General features: G+C 48.4%; 11 protein-coding genes. 7 read left to right on the forward strand and 4 right to left on the reverse strand.

The features are described from left to right. Positions 1-14 precede the first annotated feature (14 nt). Entirely contained in the window at positions 15-896 is an 882-nt protein-coding gene (locus RFF05_RS08070; protein ID WP_409969846.1) for a lipoprotein, read from the reverse strand. A gap of 57 nt (positions 897-953) precedes the next feature. Beyond that, a complete protein-coding gene (locus tag RFF05_RS08075) occupies positions 954-9140 on the reverse strand; it encodes an S-layer homology domain-containing protein (protein ID WP_409969847.1) in 8187 nt (2728 codons plus the stop codon). Positions 9141-9424: 284 nt separating this feature from the next. On the opposite strand from RFF05_RS08075, the gene RFF05_RS08080 reads away from it, so the two are divergent. From RFF05_RS08080 to RFF05_RS08110, 7 genes are all read left to right on the forward strand, one after another. Further along, positions 9425-10156: a helix-turn-helix domain-containing protein gene (locus RFF05_RS08080; RefSeq protein WP_409969848.1), complete on the forward strand. Its 732-nt coding sequence runs from the start codon at positions 9425-9427 to the stop codon at positions 10154-10156. After that, positions 10153-11727, forward strand: a complete 1575-nt coding sequence (locus RFF05_RS08085; protein ID WP_409969849.1) for a hypothetical protein — start codon at positions 10153-10155, stop codon at positions 11725-11727. The genes RFF05_RS08080 and RFF05_RS08085 overlap by 4 nt, the downstream gene beginning before the upstream one ends. Next, positions 11724-12884: an ABC transporter substrate-binding protein gene (locus RFF05_RS08090; protein ID WP_409969850.1), complete on the forward strand. Its 1161-nt coding sequence runs from the start codon at positions 11724-11726 to the stop codon at positions 12882-12884. Before RFF05_RS08085 ends, RFF05_RS08090 begins: the two co-directional genes overlap by 4 nt. 22 nt (positions 12885-12906) lie before the next feature. Next, positions 12907-14580: a sensor histidine kinase gene (locus tag RFF05_RS08095; RefSeq protein ID WP_409969851.1), complete on the forward strand. Its 1674-nt coding sequence runs from the start codon at positions 12907-12909 to the stop codon at positions 14578-14580. Between the two features lie 142 nt (positions 14581-14722). Beyond that, entirely contained in the window at positions 14723-14971 is a 249-nt protein-coding gene (locus tag RFF05_RS08100) for an IreB family regulatory phosphoprotein (RefSeq protein ID WP_409969852.1), read from the forward strand. Between the two features lie 182 nt (positions 14972-15153). Continuing rightward, complete coding sequence (locus RFF05_RS08105; protein WP_409969853.1) at positions 15154-15369, forward strand: helix-turn-helix domain-containing protein; 216 nt, start codon at positions 15154-15156, stop codon at positions 15367-15369. Beyond that, positions 15359-15814: a sporulation initiation factor Spo0A C-terminal domain-containing protein gene (locus RFF05_RS08110; RefSeq protein WP_409969854.1), complete on the forward strand. Its 456-nt coding sequence runs from the start codon at positions 15359-15361 to the stop codon at positions 15812-15814. The genes RFF05_RS08105 and RFF05_RS08110 overlap by 11 nt, the downstream gene beginning before the upstream one ends. Here the strand turns inward: RFF05_RS08110 and RFF05_RS08115 are convergent. After that, positions 15811-18597 (reverse strand): exodeoxyribonuclease III, encoded by a 2787-nt coding sequence (locus RFF05_RS08115; RefSeq protein ID WP_409969855.1) that lies wholly within the window; start codon positions 18595-18597, stop codon positions 15811-15813. The genes RFF05_RS08110 and RFF05_RS08115 overlap by 4 nt on opposite strands. A gap of 73 nt (positions 18598-18670) precedes the next feature. Further along, positions 18671-19933, reverse strand: coding sequence for a ComEC/Rec2 family competence protein (locus tag RFF05_RS08120; RefSeq protein WP_409969856.1), 1263 nt, complete (start codon positions 19931-19933; stop codon positions 18671-18673). Positions 19934-20044 lie beyond the last annotated feature (111 nt).

Raw genomic sequence — 20044 nt, forward strand, 5'->3', positions numbered from 1 at the left:
ATATGACATATGCTTCACTGCTGGACGAAGCTCACAGAGTATATGACCCTATCTGCATCAATAGACCGATAATAGATAGAACCACCAGCGGTGTTGGCATATTCATTATAACTAAAACCCACTTGATACAGCTCCCCAGCGTCATCTTTCCCGTAGGCGACCATATAAGCTCGCACTAAGCCGTGGAAGGTGAAATAGCCCACTGTGCCATTTATAATCAGCTCATGATCCGTGATTTCCAAGATGTTGCCATCCTCATCCACCCAAGTGGTATTGGCATACTGGTCACGAAGCTCAACGGCAGTGGCAGAGGGTTCCCCATGGTAGAGGTTACAGGCGAAGATGGTGGGGGTGAAGTAATCCACCTTCTCACCATAGATTGCAATGATGCAATATTGGTCAGTCTCCAAATCATCCCAATTGGCACGATGATCTAAGTACATCGAGTAGGTTTCATTGGTCTCCAAATCGGTCACGTCCAAATAGCCAAGCTGTGCAATGACCTTTGCCTCTTCCTCAGTTCCCATGTAGTACCAATAGAATTCATCCATGGGAATGGGGTCGGTCTGATATCGGCCATCTACGGTGATGGTGATGGTGTCCCCTGTCTCCTGGAAGGTGAGTATATCATCCACCAGATTGCCCTCATAGTCATAGCCTAAAAAATAGCCAGGGACTACATAGGGGGACGAATAAGTGGGTGCCAACAGTGAGTCAATGATTGTCTCAGGCTCAGTCGTTGTCTCCTCTTGGGGTTCGACTGTCACGTCTTCTTGGGTGGTGGCTTCTGCTGGAGTTTGGTCAGTTTCGGTGGTTTGTGCTGTGTCGCTGCCACCACAGGCAGTCAGTGTGCAGAGCATAACAAGGGCTAGGCTAAAAGCCAGTAATTTTTTCAAACTTATTTCCTCCTTATAATCAGAACGGGGCACGGCTGTGCCCCGTTCTTTTGCGTTTTATTCGGCTAAGTAACGATACAGGAAGGTGACGATTTGTCCACGGGTGCAGGTGGTGTTGGGTTGGAATGTGCCATCGGTGTAACCGGTGGTGATCCCTTGGTCAATGGCCCACAGCACTGCATTGTAGTAGTATGCGCCTTCAACCACGTCAGACAGGGCAGAACCTGTCACTTCTGGTTCACCAGCTAAGCGATACATAAAGGTGACAATGGCACCACGGTTGCAAGTGGTGTTGGGACGGAAGGTACCGTCTTCATAGCCAGTGGTGATGCCGTTTTCAACCGCCCACAAAACAGCTTGATAATAATACGCTGTCTCATCCAAATCGGTGAAGGGATTGTCCATGGTGGCTTCTGGTTCACCAGCGGCACGCCACAAGAAGGTCACAGCTTGGGCACGGGTGCAGGAGTCAGTGGGACGGAAGGTATCGTCGCTATAACCAGAGGTGATGCCATTTTCAACAGCCCACATGACTGCGTTGTAATAGTATGCATTCGCGTCCACGTCGGTAAAGTTGTTGGTATCATGAACGATTGCATAGACAGAGAAGTGAGCGGTGACGAAGGTAACAGTTTGGGTGTCTTCATCATACACGGTTTCCATTGGGGTGATGTTACCCAAATCATCAATGTACCAAACCACAATATTTTCGGCGCTTTCGCCATCTTGCAAAGTATAAGGCAGGGTCACGGTAACTTCGTAGCCACCGAAGGAAGAAATGACGGAACCATCAGAGGTGACAGTCAAGTCAACCACAGTTGCATCCCCAATCACAGCGGATTGAACGGTGTTCAAATCACTGTTGTCCACATAGGACACGGTAATGGTCAAGTCAGACCCAGAAGCTTGGCTGAGAATTTCTTCCAGAGCATCCACAGGAATTTCCAGAGTACCAATGTCAGAAGTAACAACCAGAGCATCCACATCAGAGTCTACCAGAGCTTGGGCAGCATCGCTGGAAATCACAGCGGCCACGGTATCGGTAGTGGACTTGGTGGTCACTTCGATTTCCACATACACGCCGTCTCCTTCATTGGCATCCACAGCGTTTTCAATGGCGGTTTCCATGTTGCTGTCGGTGACGGTTGCGGTGACGGTGGTGCCAGAGGTAGCTGTGGAAGTAGTTGCACTAGCAGTCACGCTACCATCGGAATTGGTGGTGGTGTCAGAACTGGTAGTCGTGGTAGTCGTGGTGCTAGAAGAACTAGAAGAACTAGAAGAACTAGAGGAACTGCTGCTAGACTTGGTGGAGATGGTCAACGTACCGTCAGCGATGGTGATGGTGTAATTGCTGTTGGAGAACGTCACGCCAGAGAGCACAATGTTGTATGTGCCATTGGTAGAGCTATCTGCCAATTCAGCACCTTCGCTATCGGTCAAGGTATAGACAGCTTCGCCATCCATGGTGATGGTATCGCCAGTGACCAAACCGCTGTATTCCAAAGTGAAGGAGGTGGGCAAATCATAGCCTTTGTAGACGGATTGATCTGCTGGCTTGATGGTCAATGGGGCGGCTGTGATGTCCATGGTGTAGGTTGCGCTACCCATATAGGATTCCGTGCTTTCTGGGATAGAAACAGTTAGGGTATAGGTGCCAACATCTGCACTGCTACTGCTCCAGCTGTACTCAAATGTGCCAGTGTAGCCATTGTCGCCAACGGCTGTACCAGAATAGGAGGCGGCTGTGCCATCATAGACCTTGTCTGCCACGGTGATGCCAGAGATATCAACCAGCATTTTGTCCACCAAGGTGATGGTGACAACTGCGGTTGCATCGTCATAGTTATCCATTTCCACAGTAGCGGTAACAGTGGCAGTGGCATCCACAGCACCAGAAGCTACAGTGATGGTGGTGCCATTGATGGCTGTGATAATACTCCTTTCATCGGCAGTTTCTACCAAGGTGATGGTGTAGTCACCAGCATCGGCAGGAATATCATCAATGGTGATGGTCACAGTATCGCCAGTTTCATAATACACGCTTTCAAAAATATCATTCAGAGTGGGCGCATCGGCTTGGTCAATGGTCAACTTACCTTCGGTGAAGGAAATGTTGTAATTGGTGTTGGTGCTACCACCAGTGATGGCATATTCACCAACGGAAGAAGTTTCGGTTGCTACGGTGGCCAGTTCGATATCCAAATCATCGTCCTCATCGTCATAAGCCAGCGTATCTTCCACAGTAAAGGTCAAGGTGGGGTTTGCGTCCCCAAAATTTTTGTCTTTGTTATCAATGGTCACATCGATAGCCAGAGCAGAAATCACCACTTGATAGGTGGAGTAGCCTGCGGCATAGAGCCCATCCACAGCGGAAGCGCTGGCGGTAATGGTAGCGGAGCCTACGCCTTTCACATCCAATGCGCCAGTCTCATCGTCTACGGTAACAACAGAGGTATTAGAGCTTGCATAGGTGATGGTAGTCAATCCCTCTGCATCAGAGGACAGGGTGTAGCCCAACTCTGTGTCGCCATAGGTGGCTTCCAAGGTGCCTTGGGTGCTCCAAGACAGCTCTTGTGGGTCGCCTTCTACGATGGTAACAGTGAAGGAGCCTTCTGTTTCATCCGTGACATAGTTGTCGTTGCCAGAAGATGGGGTGAAGGTGTAGTACACAATCAAGATTGCGCCCACTTCCAAATCTTCCACATCCGCATCAACCAACTCAGTTTCACGGTCAGAATCAGAGTAGAATGTCAGGCTACCATCGACGGTTTCACCATTGACGCCCACGGCGTCGCTGGAAATCAAATCTGCAATGTCATCGGCATCACTGCCCATCTTTACCTGAGGATCTTCAGGCACGGTAACAGCGTAAGTCGCACGGGTGATGACACCTGCGGTAAAGTTATAGGTAGAGGACAGCTCATCTGCCAAGGTATAGTTGGTGGTGTTGCTCAAAGAGCCCAATGTCAAGGTCACCGTTTTGCCTGTGCCTACATTGACATCGGTATAGACAGCCGAGAGAATGGACATAGACACATTGCCGGGTGCCTGGGCATTGCCAGCCCCAACCAAACCAATGGCGCCAGAGCCTGCCGTCATGGTGTTGGTGCCGTCATAGGTTTTAGAATAAGTCAAGGTGCCATCGGTAAATCCAGTGATTTCAAAAGGTGTGATGGTGGCACCATTTTCAATGGTATGGGTGTCATCGTCCAACGTATAGTTGTCTGTGCCAGTGCCAATCAACTCACCCAGGGTCAAGGTCAAATCATAGGTGCCAGCATTGTCGCTGGTATAGTCAGAAATTCCGCTTACATCCACGGTGATGCCAGTCGTAGTGGTGGCGATGGTGGTAGTAAAGCTGCTGGGGGCGTCGGTGGTGTCGTCGTAAACCTTGGTGACAACAGGATAGGCAGTGTCATCAATGGTCAGCGTGGCTTGTGCCACGGTCACCAAATCCTTGGTGGAGGTGCCAGAATAGGCATTGATGCCTTCGATGGTAATGGTGTAATCCCCAGCATCTTTGATGGTATCCAATTGGGTAACGTTGTAGTCCGTGCCTGCAACCAGCTTTGTTTGACCGTCCATAATGGTGTAATTCACGGTCAATTCTTCGCCTGTGTAGGTGTAGGTGTCTGTAACAGACACAGTGGCAGAGTCGATGCCCTTGGCCCAGTAAGCGTACAAGGTGTGGGAAACATCGGTCAAAGACAAGGTTTCCACCAAAGTGGTGTAATCGTCTTGCGCCGTGGTCCAGCCCACGAAGTTGCAATCGGTTTTTTCCAAATCCCCTGTGTTTTCAGGCACAGTGTAGGTGCCGCCTACATACAGCCCAGTGGGGCTCTCTGGCACATCACCATCGGTTGCGCCATTGTCATCAAAGGTAATGGTAACAGCGGCGGCATAGACAGGATAGTCATCGCCAGCGGTCCAGTTTACCAATTCCACGCTATGGTTTGCCTTTTTGGTGTTGACCCATGCGTTCAGCGTATCCACCATGGTGCCTGAGATGGCAACATCCGTAGTTCCATTGTACCATGTAGAATTGCTGTAATAATAGTTGGTGTCAGAGCTGTTCCCGCCAATAGTTTGATAGGAAGTCTCCCCAATCACAGTGCCATAGTTATAGCAGTTTTCTGCGTTGCCAGAGGTAATGCCATAGGCAGTACCGCTTGTGGAGGTAACATTGCCAATGTTATAGCTGTTGTAAATGGTATCGGTATCTGGGTCAGAGAAGCCCATCAGACCACCTGCAGATGCGCCATACGTTGCTACAACGCTGGTCACATCCCCCAGATTTACCAGGTGATAATAATCGCCAGTATTTGCATAGCCGATGATGCCACCTGCAAAGTTGCCACTGTTGTCGCTATCGGCGGTGATGGTGCCATGGTTGGTGATATTCTCCACCACGTAACCATCATTGTTACCTGCTTGTTGGCCTGCAAAACCACCAGCGTTTGCGCCAGTGACGGTGGCGTAGTTCACAACAGTATCCACATTGAGAGCAGAGCCAATGTAGCCAAAGAAACCACCAGCGCTGTAATCTTCAGAGGTGATGGTGCCTTTGGTGGTGCTGTTGGTCAAAGAGTAGGTTGCACCTTCGCCATAATCAATCATGGCATAGGTGCCTGCCAAACCACCTGCATTGTTTTGGGAGGTGACAGTGCCATCAAAGGTGAAGTCATCCACAAGGAAAGAGCCATCGGTATAAGGATTCCCCGAGCCATTTGCCCAACCAGCAGAGCCGAAGCCGCCGCCTGCATAGGAATCGCCAGTCACGGTGCCAGCCACGTCCACGTTGGAGAGGTTGACAGAGGCCACATGCCCTGCCAAAATACCCACACGTTCATTGCCTTGGATAGATGCGCCAGTGAGGGTCAAATCGGTGATGCCGTCGGTATCACCATTTTGCAACACAGCGAACAAACCTTGATAGCTGTCCACAGTGTTGATGGTCAAGCCAGAAATGGTGTTTCCGTTGCCATCCAAGCTTCCTTTGAAGGCAGTTGGATAATCAGAATCAACACTCCAGCCAATGGGATTCCAATAATAGCCAGTCAAATCCAAAGAATCGCCCAGTGTATAAGCCCCTGTGCCACCGTTGGCGGACAGATAAGCCAATTCCCCAATGGAATCAATTTCTTTATCACTGCCAATGGCCACCAGTTCAATGATTTTGATGGTTTCTTGGGTATCTGTGGTGATGGTCACCAGGTGACGGCTGGTTAAATAGTCATCTGCGGTGACATCCACCAAGTAGGTGCCAGTGGACAAATCTGCAAAAGCATAAGCGCCATCGCCATCGGTGGTGGTGGTGCCCACAACTTGCAATTCAGAAGTATAGAGAGTCACGGTTGCATCTGCCACTACGTCTCCACTGTCGTCGCTAACCGTACCGCTCAGTTCCACAACTGGTGCGAACACAGCAGGGTAACCAGTAGCACCATACACCCACAGTTGCAAATCAGACACAGTGCCTCCATAGACGAATTCATTCAATTGGTCATGCAAGGCAGTGGTTGTGCCAGTCATAACATAGCCTGTGGTGCTAAAGGTGGTACAGCCAGAGGAATCGCCAGTACCATATTGATCTTCACCAATTAAGGTGGTGTCTTCCAAGCCGTAGGCCATGGCGGTGGCACCACGGAATTCACCAATCAACGAGCCAACGTAGCTACCAGTTGCAACGGTACCCATGTTATAACCGTTCATCAGCACACTGCCGCTGCTCATATATCCCACAAGACCACCTGTGGTAGAAGTGCTAGAGCCTGTTACAGTGCCAAGGTTATAGCTATTGTAAATCGCCCCAGAGGTTTGCCCCACCAAACCGCCAATGTTGGCTTTGCCACCATCGATGACAGAGATGGTTCCTTCATTAAAGGTGTTTTTCAAAACAGAAGAGTTGGAGGAGTTATTCCCCACAATGCCCCCTACATAGTTACTGCCGTTTACCGTGGCATAGTTAGCGCTGTTGGTGATGGTGCCGTCACTATTTTCAGCGGTGATGCCACCTGCGGCGCCCAAGCTATCCACAATACCATTGTTATAAGCTTTGGTGATGGCGGCATATTGGGTATACCCCACAATGCCACCTGCATAAGAGGCGGCATCCACAGTGCCGTAGTTCACAGCACCGTTGACAGAGCTACCACTGCTGTTTAAATAGCCAATCAAACCGCCAGCCCGAGCGCCACCTGTTTTCACGGTGACGCTATTGCTTTCAGAGGTGCCGTTGGCAATATTGGTGTAAGTGCCTGCGCCATAGCCTACCAAACCGCCTACATACGCATAAGAGGTTGCGGTGGCTTCCACAGTACCGTTTATCACCGTCACATTGGACACATTGGTGCCAAAATAAACACGACCTGCCAATGCGCCTACATAGGAATCCCCTGTGACATTGACATTTTCTAAAGTTAAATCTTTGATATAAGAAGTGCTATCATATCCATAGCCCACTGCCGCAAATAAGCCAGCTTCTTCATCATTGGATAGCACAGTCAGGTTTTTAATGGTGTGCCCCGCACCGTCAAAGTTACCTTTAAAGGTATTGGGAATAGGGGTCCAATAATACCCATCCAGGTCAATGTCTGCGCCTAAGGTCAAGGTTTGGTTATAGTAGGTATCGCCAGACATGCCTTGCATGTAGGACACATAGGCCAATTCATCGGCGGTGGTGATGGTTTTATTGGAAAAAGCGGTAGGTGTCAACATTTTAATGTTGGCATCGGTGATGGCCGTGCTCCCCACAGACAGGGGAATGGCCACGGTTAGCTTGTTGTCTGCCGTGACAGACAAGGTGTAGCTACCAGGTGCTACGCTGGTGAAGGTGTATGCGCCGTCTTCATCCGTATAGGCAGCTTCTGTACCCAGTTGCACCAATGCACCTTCCAATTTGCCAGAAGAATCAGAGATGGTACCAGAAACATCAATCAGCGCCGCAAAGCTTGGGCTGGCAGCGTTGCCAATCCATGTGGCAGGGTTGTAGCCGTCCATAGACCAAGCGTTCAAAGCGTCAACCAAAGTGTCAGCCAATAGGGAGCTAGAACCATATTCTGTTAAATTACCACTAGAATCAAAGGTGCCACAGTCGCTTAAATTAGGGCTACTGTCACCGCTAGGCGACATATCTGCATCATTCCAATAGCAGTTTTGAATCATTCCGCCACTACTTTGGGTGTCCACAAGAGCGACAGGGGTTTCATTTGTAGCCATAACCACTTCCCCTGCATTGTAGCTGTTGTAAACATTGCTGGCACGACCAGCAAGCCCTGCCATATAGGGATCAGTTTCCAAAGTAAAGGTTGCTTCCACAGGTGTGGAAACGGAAACCTTCCCAGTGTTATAGCTGTTTGCCACAGTGGTACCACTACCCATAAGGCCACCCATATAGGTGTATGCAATACTGTATTCTTCATTATCTGTGCCAGTCAGTGCCAAGGTCACAGTCCCCGTGTTGGCGCAGTTTTCCATGATATTCCCAAAGGCACCCGCCAGACCACCAGTGTAATTGCTTTTTACGCTGTCCAAAGACAGATTCATGGTAATCGCCCCATTGTTGGTGCAGTAGGACATATAATACCCACCATACCCACAGATACCGCCTACATACCGATCAGAGCTCATCCCTGTATTGTTGACGCTGGCATTGTTTTCCAGATTCATCAGGGTAGTTCCGTTGGACAAATCGGTATAATATTGTGCGTAGCCCATAATGCCACCCACATAACCAGGGGCAGAAATGGCGCCGCTGGACACGGTGACACCAGAAACAGTGCTCCCCACCGCCACATAACCAGCCAACGCACCAGCATATTGCACTTCAGTACCTGTCAAGGTAATGCTCACATTGGAGAGGGTCAAATCCTTGATGGTACCCTTCACACTGGTGAACAGCCCAGCATAGGTGTTGCTACCAATGGAGGTATCTGTAATGATTAAGTTAGAAATGGTTTTCCCATTGCCGTCCAAATAGATGGATTTGTCACTGATGTTGGCAATGGGTGCCCATTCCTCTGACAGGGTAATATCGTCCGTCAGCTTGAAATAATAATATCCAGATTGGGAGACCATGGATGCCACAGATGCCAACGCTTCCAAGCCTGCTTGGTCTGCAATCTGGTATGGGTCGTCCACTGTACCAGAGCCATCCCATGTGTCATCCGCCGCCAACGCTACCGTGGGCAGCATGGTGAGCACCATGGCTAGGGTTACAAACAGTGCTAATATTCGTCTTTTCATTTTTTCTCCTCCTGTGGGTTCTGAAATTTATTTGCATAGTCGTGCAAGCATACCCACAGTATAAGAGATACTCGAAAAAATTGGTAGGGATTACCTACTGCTATAGGTGGACTATCCACAGATAAATAGTAGAACTTAGCTCAATGATTTCATGTAAAATCTTAGATTTATCTCATTATCAGTAGATTATCCACATTTTTCATAGTATACTACCTATACAGCCCACTGCTGGTTTAGTATGATAGCCTAGTATAGTGTTGCCATCACGGGAGGGGAGTGTTTTCATGTATCGTGTGTATTTGTTAGATGATGACAGGGTTATTTTGGAAGAATTGCGCCGTAACATCTCTTGGCTAGACAATGGCTTTGAAGTTGTTGGCAGTAGCCATTCTCCCACCATTGCTATGGATGAAATTGCCCAATTACAGCCCGATTTGGTGGTCTCTGACTTGAAAATGGAACCCTTCGACGGCATTGAGCTGATGCAAAAGCTAAAAGAGCAGGGCATCACCCCCTATTTCTTGATGGTCAGCGCCTACGGTTCCTTTGAAAACTCACGCCGCTTTTTCTTAGAGGGTGGCTACGACTATCTACTCAAGCCCTTCGACCCCCAAGAGGTACAGCTTATCTTGGACAAGCTGTACAAAATCTTGTCTGAGGCTTCTAAGGGTGGCGCTTCTCTCAATAACTACAACCCAGCCTTTGGTGATTTGCTTGCCTATTTACAAGAAAATTACCACCTAAAGCATACCTTGGAATCTCTGGGCAAACAATTTGCCCTCAGCCCAAACTATATCTGCACCCTCTTTTCCAAACACTGTGACACCACCCTGACCCACTATGTTACCGACCTGCGGATGACGGCGGCCAAGCATGAAATTGAAAAGGGGCAACAGCCATTGAAAGCCATTGCCAGCCAGTGTGGTTACAACGATTATCGGTATTTCAATCGGGTGTTTAAGGAATATTGTGGCGTGTCACCTAGGAACTACAAGGAAACAGGCGGTGGCGCATGAATTATTTTTTCCGTTGGATTTTCATGAGTCTTGGCATACTGGTCTTTGGCATCGCCCTAATTTTCACATGGGGCATAGAGGACACCACGCCCCAAGAGGTCTTAACCATCGCCATCCCCTACCAAGAGGATATTTTTGATATCAATGATAGCACCTATGTAGCTTGGCTCAGTGAACAAATCGGCATGACGGTGGAATTTTCTTTTTTGCAATCCAACTACACCGACAGCTATATCAAGCAAATTTTAGCTGACCCCAATACGGCCTATGATGGGATATTTTTCACCAAAAGTACAGCACCAACTCAAACGGAGCTAAGCGCCTATATCGCCACAGGGGGTATTGTGGCGATAGATACTTGGATTGACCAAGAAAGTGTCTATCTGGCAGAAACCCTGAATACCTTTGATGATTACGATTTAAGGCAGGAAATCACCCATACCGATGGTCACATCTATTATATGCCTGCCTTAGATGCCTCCTCTGTGTCCAAATCCGCCCAAACCATGTGGGTCAACGTGGATTTATTGGAGGATGTGGGGCTACAGCTCCCCTCCACCACCGAGGACTTTGCCCAGATGCTGGCCGCCTTTGCGGACTATGATGGAACCATGGCACCTATCATGGGCACCAGTGATCAGAGCTACTTCTTTCCCCTATACTTTTTGATGAATTCCTTCATCACCTGTGATAACCAAAATCACTTTTTATATCTGGAAGGTAGTGAAGTTCTCTTTGCGCCCTCCAGTGATAACTGGAGGGCGGGATTACAGTACTGTAATCGGCTTTTTGCCCAAGGGCTGATACCCGATGCGGTGTTCAACTATTCCCAAGATGCCTTTCTTGCTATCTGCAATGACCCCGACAATCTGGTGGGTTGCTTTACCACCGACTCTATCGCCAGTGTGCTCTCAGAAAATTCCCCTGCCCTGCTCAGCCGCTATCTGGCGGTTTCGCCCTTGGACAGCGGATACAACACCCCAGTGGCTCTGGTATCTACGCCACTGCCCAGTGTAGGTGGCGTTGTGCTGTCCACCTCTCAGTACCAAGATGAGGTGTTTGCCCTGATGGATTTGATGTGCAGTGAGGAGGGCTATCTCCGTGGTCATTACGGTGTCCCAGACGAGGATTGGACGGAGGCCGCCCCAGAGGATATCACCGTCAGCGGTGATAAGGCAGTCATTACGGTAACCCAATCGGTGGGTACCACCAGCGATACAGACAGCGCCCACGTCATTGGCCCCTACATCGCCAGCGAAACCTATGCCGATATGGTGGCATGGAAGGGCTATCAGGTGAACCAAAGCGCCTATTTGGATGCCCGTGCCTATCGCACCTATGAGTATTACGCCCCAGAGGAGTCATTGCCTTACTTACAGCTATCCACCGATACAGTCCAAGAGTTGGATGCCTTTGTAGAGGAAGCTATGATTGCCTTTGTCACAGGGGAATGGGACATTGATAGCGACGAAGCCTGGCAAGCCTATTTAGATGCCCTAGCTACCTATTCCGTGGATGATTTGGTAGCACAGGGACAACTGTTCTATACAGAAAGCGAGGAAACCCCATGAAGCGTATGATGGCACTGATATTGGCCTGCGCCTGCTTGACTGGCTGTTCCACCACAGCCACCCTCTCCCCACAGGAGGAATATCTCAACGCATGGTATGAGGAAACGGATTTTTCAGGTACAGAAACCATAGCGGAATTGTATGAAGCCGCCTTGCAGGAGGACACCTTGGTGGTGTACAGCATCACCACTCGTATCTATGATGTGGTGGAGTCCTTTCAGGCGGAATATCCCGGTCTTACTGTGGAAATTTACGATACCCGTGCCCAAGATTTACTTGTGACCTTGCAAGAGGCCTACGACAATGAGGATTGGTTTTGTGATATTGTCATTTGCTCCGATGACAACGGACAGCAATCCACAGAGCTGGCCGCCATTAAAATGGTGAACAAATATGTACCCGTTGACATTGAGCCCTATATCCTCCCCCAATGTAATGATGTCCTGCTGAATTTTGTCATAGAGGCAGAACAGCTTTTCTACAATCCCACCGTCTACGACAGTTGCCCCATTGATAATTGGTGGGCATTGACTGAGCCAGAGTGGGAGGGGAAAATTTATATGAATAGCCCTCTCCGCTCCCACCCTGCCTATGCCACTGTCCATGCCGTTATTGAGCGCAGTGATGAGATGGCGGAACTGTATGAGGCATACTTTGGTGAACCCTTGGATATTCCAGAGGGTAGCTGTGCTGGTGAAATTTTCTGGGAGATGCTAGTGGCCAATGGGCTACAGTTTACCACCAGTTCCAATGAATTGGTGGAAATCATCGGTGGTGACGTGCCTACAAACGACGGCATGGCCTTTATGATTTCCAGCAAAATCCGCCGTTCCTCCATTGGGCTTGATGTCACCCCTGCCTATGGGGTGGCCCCTTGCGATGGTGTCTATTCCGCCAACAGCATTTCCATTGCAGGTGGCTCCGACAGCACCGCTACGGCAAAGCTCTTTATCCGCTGGCTCCTAGGTGAAACCGATGGCACTGGCGAAGGATTGGAGGCCTATCAAACCGATGGCACATGGTCCGTTCGCACTGATGTCACCAGTCAATCTGAGATGGAACTGGATGAAATAGAGTTCTGGGACAACGACAAAGAAACCGTTTTAGCCATGGAAGATGAAGTTTTGGCATTTTGGGCTACCTTGCAAACAGAGTAACTGACAGAAGGAGGTTGAGACAGTGAAAGGCAGAGGACTATCCCTAAAATTGAAAATCAACCTTGTGCTGGGGCTACTGCTTGTGTCCATTTTGCTCTGCTGGGTCAGCTTCTACACCCGTGCCAACAACGCCATAGAAGAGAGTGCTGAAAATCTAGTCACCCAAGTTTCAGGACGTGTCAGTGATTTGGTTTACACCACTTTTTTATATCTGGAGCACACTGCTATGGTGCTCTCCACCAGTCAAACGGTGACGGAGCTGTTGGCAGAGGAGGACCCACTGGTCTATTACGCCCTCCGTGACCAAGTAGTGGCCTTGGCTGACTCCGTCTATCAGACCAATGGATTGGTGGACGACATTGTGCTCTACGACACCCAAGGGAATTTTTGTCGTCTCCGTGGTGATTTGGGCAACACAGCCGCAACACGGATGAGTTACTTGGTGCCCTCTCAAACTCTGATGCAACACGGCATTGTCACCTTAGAGGGAGACACCTATCTGAGCTATACCATAGAAGTGGTGGATCAGGGGCACTGTGTGGGCTATGTAGTGTTTCTCATGGAAACCACACGCCTTCAAAATATTTTTGCAAGTTACGATACATCTGGATTATTGTCTGTAGACCTTGTGGCCGATGGTGCTTTACTCAGTGGTGAAACGGGGGTTTACACCACCGCTGAGGTGATAGAAACAGCCAACACCTACTCCCTCACCTCCATCGGTTCCTCCCCGTTTTCTGTGTTGGTTTGGGACGATGGCGGACTCAATGACCAGATTTTCGAGTATTTTGTTTTGATTGGTTTGGTCATCACCGCACTGCTTCTACTGCTGATGGGCGGTAGCTATCGCCTGCTCAATCGTTTGGTATTTACCCCTATGTTACGCCTCATGTATAACGCCAAAGAGGTGGAGCAAGACCCCTCTCGCCTTCTTTTGGATATGACGGGACAACTGGAATTTGACCAGTTGGTCGCCCAATTCAACCACCTCATCGGCCAGCTAGAGGAACGGACCCAGGCGGCCTTCCAGCTAGAGCGCACCGTCCATGCCACAGAACTAGAACGGCAAACTGCCATTGTGGCCTCTTTGAAAAAGCAAATCAACGCCCACTTCACCGTCAATACCTTGGCAGTCATCCGTGGCTTAAACCGACAAGGTGAAACCGAAAAAGTTGCCAAACTCAGTGACGGTCTCGCCCATCTTCTCCGCTATGCCTACGATGGTGACGAGTCCATTTCCTGCTTGAGCGAAGTCATCATCCTTGAACGATACGCCACCATGATGCAAATTCGTTACCCAGACAGATTTACAGCAGATTTCGATGTTGATTGCGACATCGAAGAGGTAAGTATGCCTCGTATGTTACTCCAGCCCATTTTAGAAAATGCCATTGTCCATGGCTTTGCCAATCAAACAGGATGTCACCTGACTCTGTGGGGGGAGAAAGTCCATAACACCCTTTGCTTTACCATCACCGATGACGGCCATGGTATGCCAGTGGATAAATTAAAATCCCTGCAGGACACCATCAATGCTGTTACCCCTACGTCTCACAACCCAGATGGCCTAAAGCAAATTGCCTTAGCTAACATCCAAAAACGAGTGGTGACGGATTATGGCATGGGGTTCGGACTAACAATCGAGTCTCAAGAGGGAGAGGGTACTACGGTCACACTGACACTCCCTTGTGGGTAAATGGACAAGTCTTCGTAGGAAAACTTATGATATATACGAAAGAGGTGCCTATCCGTTGGATGGGCACCTCTTTCGTGTGTTGTAATTTTATAGCTCACTGTGTTATAATAAAAGATAAGTATGGAAGTGAGGAGGGGTCATCTTGTCTGAATATATACAGAAATTGAACTATACGCAGGAGAATATCGGTGAAATCCGAGCTATATTACAGAACGTGTACCAGTCTCTCCTAGAAAAAGGGTATAGCCCTATCACCCAACTCGCAGGATATATCCTAACTGGCGATCCAACTTACATCACCAACTACAATCACGCTCGCCAGATTATCCAACGTGTAGATCGAGATATGCTGATGCAAGTATTACTACAGGATTACTTGAAAGACAGTTAAAAGTCGTACCCAACGCTTTGCCAACCAATAAGTGGTGCAAAAGGGCGTGAAATGGTGTGCATTTTTAGTGCGAATATATATAATTATGAGCGTACAATGAAATAAATGTCGAAAGCGGAAGTGTAGTTCCTGTAAAATATATGTGTTTTCCTTTATACTTCTTATAAAAAGGAGAAAACACTATGCTAAAAGAAGCTTTAGCAGTCATACTTCGGCAAACACGGAAAGATAAAGGATGGACACAAGAGCAGGCAGCAGAAAAATGCGGCATTTCGGATAGAAGTATTCGAGATGTGGAACACGGAAGTACCAATTTAAAGATAGACACCGTAGAGAAGATATGTAGCGGAATCGGCGTTATCGTCACTCTCCAAGGACTGGGTGATAATGATGCATGATGTACCATTTATTTACCCCAGAATATATGATACGCTTTATGAGCTGGGGATTACTGCCAACTATGTTGGCTTTTTTCATACCTCTTTCGGCGTGTATTTGGCAGTTAACCAACCTGAGCGTATGCAGTATATTACAAAGTGGCTCTATCCAGATATTGCAAAGCAATATCATACCAACTGGAAATCGGTGGAGCGAAATATTCGTTCTGTGACTGCTATTGCCTGGAACACAAACCCGTTATTATTGCAAACTATGGCACGACACCCTCTAAGCAAAAGACCTTGTAATTCCCAATTTATCGCTATCTTAGCCGCTCAATTTCCCTTGCCCTTATTCGGTGCCTGCGCTCTTTTGCCACAAGAGGGATTGACGGTATCTAACAAGGAATACAGGCACCTAGTTGCGGTGGCTAGTGAAGCGGATAGACAAAAAATAAGCATCTAAATCTTATATTTCTTCTGGATATACCCCAAAAATGCCTCGATTTCATCCTGTGCGTTTTTGGGGATTTTCTTGTCCCAGAATACCGTTGGCACAGAAAATGCCGTGAGGCTATGGTTTGCCTTTAGGAAGTACACTTGCTCCTGTGAGAGTACCAATTTCCGAATGGCATAGCCATTATCTGTCCATGTGTGGGAGATGCAGTTGGGGGCGGTATCGTACCAGAAGTTGCTTTGTGTACTCTCCAAATACCCTAGCTGTTGCCCCAATAGGCGGCCTATCTCTTGAAAGGTCATCATAAAGCCTTGCCGATGTTCTTTGCGAAAATGTTCTCGCAATGCCCCATAGTCGTGGGTTGGGAAGGTGGTGTTTTCTTCTGGCTGATAGTCGTTTAATTGCTCTAGCAGAGCGGACACATCTAGCCCTCTCACATGACTGGCATCACGATACTCCACCGTATGCTCAGAGCATTTGATATGGATGTAAGCGGAGAATTTACCCAAAGGTTCCGTGTCTATGACAGTCAGCTGATGGCTTGGGAGCATGGCCTTGCCACAGAGATAGCATTTGCCATCTTGGGACTTCCATAGTCGCTTATATTTGCCGCCTTTGTTGTTGACTGCACGGCGGTAATCCAAGGATTTTTTGTACTCGGTATCGAGGAAGTGATTGTAGTTGGTTTTCACTGGAAGGTATCGAATGGGCACGGTGTCTACGCAACGAATAACCTGTAAATGCCGTTTGTCCTCGGCAGAAAAAATGTATTCATCCTTGCTGATTTTGTACCAAAACTTCTTCTCCAACTTGGTCCAGTATTGTCGTGGAAACAAGGCTCTGACCTTTTGAATGAGCAGTGCTTGTATCACCACATCCAAATGACGAAAGGCATCGTGGGCATCGGTCATGCGGTGATAAGAGGTGTAGCCCACAATCATTTTGTTGAGACCTATAATCAACTCCTCCACACTTCCAGTGTGTCGCTCAATGTAGTGCATCAGCTTTTCTTCAAAGCGCCGTAAATTGTCTTTGGATGGCTCTGCAATCACCTTGCCATTACGAAGGTGATAGTACCGTCCTAAAAATGCAAAACCCTGTTGGATGGAGCGAATGGAGCTTTTCTCCTCGGAGAGTTTCAGTCCACGGACAGATAGAAAATCGGCTACGATGGACTTGATTTCTTTGGCCTGTGCCTCGCTCTTGGCAAAGACTAAAATATCATCGGCAAAGCGAATGAGGTCGCCATAGGCATAGTTTTCCACAGGGGCACCGCCATAGAGCCTGCGTTGGATATAGGACTGCAACCCATCAAGCACCATGTTCCCGATAACAGGTGAGATGCCAGAGCCTTGGCTAATGCCCACTTCTTCCGCTGGGAACAGCTCGCCATTGAGGATTATCCCTGCATTGAGATACGCTTTTAATGGGGCTTTCAATGGCAAGTTCCGTAAAATCCAACGGTGAGAGATGGTATCGTAATAGCTTTTTACATCTGCACGGAGCACCCACAAGGGCACCTTGCTCCCCTCTAAGGTGCGACGAATATAATGGTCTACATCAAACCCACTGCGCCCTTTTCGAAAGCCAAAGGATTTGCGGTCAGCCGTGGTCTCGGCCACTGGCTCTAGGGCATACCGCACGAGGGTCTGCATAGCTCTGTCTCGATAGGTGGGGATGTTAATTCTACGGTCTTTTTTTCCATCAAAAATCACCACACAGCGTAATGGCTGGCAGACGTAGCCCTCCACCTTCAAGTCAAAGGTCGCTTGCATCTTTTGGCTGCTTGTCTCCCAACGCACCCCATCTGTGCCGACCTCCGATTCTGTTTCTGAAACGTGTCGCACTGCGAGGGCACGGGCTTCTGGAAGGTTAATGATTTCATCTTGCATCTGGTCTATCTGTGAGCGATTGCGCTCTCGCACCGCTCGTGCTACGGCCTGTTGCTTTTCAAAAAGAATACGTTCATAGCTAGGCCAGTCAATGCCATCCCAAAGGCGAGATAGCAGGGTTGCCGTCCATGTCATTTGCCGTGAAATGGAGGTGGTTACTTCCAATGATATAGGGCAATGGTCTGAGCCGTGGATATGGGAGAGGATTTCTGTGTCTAACACCGTGGGGAGCAATCGTTGGGACACCAGAAAATAGTCCAATCGCCAGCCCCGATCTTCACGGCGCTTGAACAGACGGTATGACCACCAAGTATAGCCACGGGTTTCTGGGTTTTGTAGGCGGTATACATCCACCAAGCCCCAATGCAATAGCCGTTCAAATTTGGCACGCTCTATGGGTTGAAAGCCCACTGGATTTTTTTCATTGCGAAGATTTTCGGGGTAAATGTCAATGTAGGTATGGGCAACATTGAAGTCACCACAGATTATCATGGGCTTATTCAATGCCTTTAGATATTTGAAAAAAGCATCGTCCCAATCGCTCCGATAGTTGTCACGACTGAGCCGACCCTTGGACATGGGTTGGTAGACATTGATGAGATAAAAATCCTCAAATTCAAGGGTTAAAATTCGCCCCTCAATATCAAATTGCTCTAATCCTAAACCTTCACGGACAGAGATGGGGGGTACTCGTGATAGCACCAGCACCCCAGAGTAACCCCGTCTGCGTGAACTATTCCAGTAGGCCTCATAGCCCGAAATCTCTAGCTTGGCCTGCTTGCGAGTAGATTTGATTTCTTGGATGCAATACACATCGGCATCCAACTCTTGAATTTTTTCAACAAAGCCCTTTTTCATGCAGGCACGAAGGCCGTTGACGTTCCACGATATAATTTTCATGTAGGCTCTCCTATGTATGGTGTATAGTTCAGATTATAGCATAAGAGTAGTACCTGTTCTAAGTGGAGCTACATCATGGGCAACAATTTCCGCATGGAGAGTAGCCATTTTCGATTAAAACCTCTCTGTCCTCCGTGGAGGTGGCATAATTCTTAGCGGACATTTGGGATACGCTATAACAATCTGGGTAATGGAATTTGTGGCTACTGGTGTTCAGCACATAATAAAATTCGGAATCAGAATCGTCGTCGGTGGTATCTGTAATAGTGCCTGTTACAGTGGAGGTATTACTTGTTGGAGCGGTAAGCAGTTCATTGTCGCTGATGATTTTATCGGTGGTAACTGTCACGGTCTGCCCATCGGAGGTGCAGATAATGTCACCTTGTAAATCCGTGCGATACAGGGTGACGTCAGCATCCCTCAGACGGCTCAATACGGCATCTGTGGGGTGCCCGTAGGAGTTACCCTCGCCACAGGAAATAACAGCGTACTGGGGCATGATTTCCCTCAAAAAGAGGTAGCTAGTAGATGTGTCACTGCCGTGGTGACCTACCTTTAGAACGGTGGAAGATAGGTCTGTTCCACTGTTCAATAACACCTGTTCAGCCTCATATTCTGCATCCCCCGTAAAGAGAAAAGAGGTCTCACCATAGGTGATTTTAAGCACGATAGATGTGTTGTTGGCATCGGTATCACTGTTGACTGCGAGAATGTCAATGTCAGCACTGCCCAATGTGTATTCGTCGCCTACGCTGGGTACAGTGATACCGCCATTGAGGTCGGCATAATAGGCGAAATTCTCAAAGGCGTTGCTGTCATAGGTGGTCACTGGGCAGAGTATAGTATCAGCAGTTGCGTAGTTCAGTGCGCCGCTCAAACCGCCGATGTGGTCCTCGTGGGCGTGCGTCCCAACTACGATGGACAACTCGGTAATACCACGCTTGTCGAGGACGGAATAGATTAAATTTGAGTCGGCCACATTGCCACCATCTATCAGCATATACTCCCCATCGCAGGAGACGAGAGCGGCATCAGCTTGTCCAACGTCCAAGAAGATAATTTCAAAGGTGGAATCCTCCGATATGAGGGTTGTTGAAGTCTCCGTGTAGGTATTTGTGATACTGTCTATAGTCGGCTCAGTAGCGGTTTCTAAGGGCAGTTCAGCAGGGGTCTCTAAAGAAGGTGTAGGGGTTTCGAGTAAGATAATCTGTTCTACCCCTTGAGACACAGATGGGCTAGGTGTTTCAACATAATCGGCGGTGCTCTCACACCCAACCGAACAGCACAATATCATAAACATAGCTACAAATAACTGCAAGCCTTTTTTCCTTTTCATGGTCAATCCTCCGTTTTTGATGATTTCTAATTCTTATCTATATAAGCAATATTGCCTATAACGCTTTAGCTTAATTATAGGCAATAATAGAGATATGTCAATGGGCGATGG

It is taken from the genome of Bengtsoniella intestinalis (assembly GCF_039719005.1).
GTDB lineage: Bacteria > Bacillota > Clostridia > Oscillospirales > Oscillospiraceae > Oscillibacter > Oscillibacter intestinalis.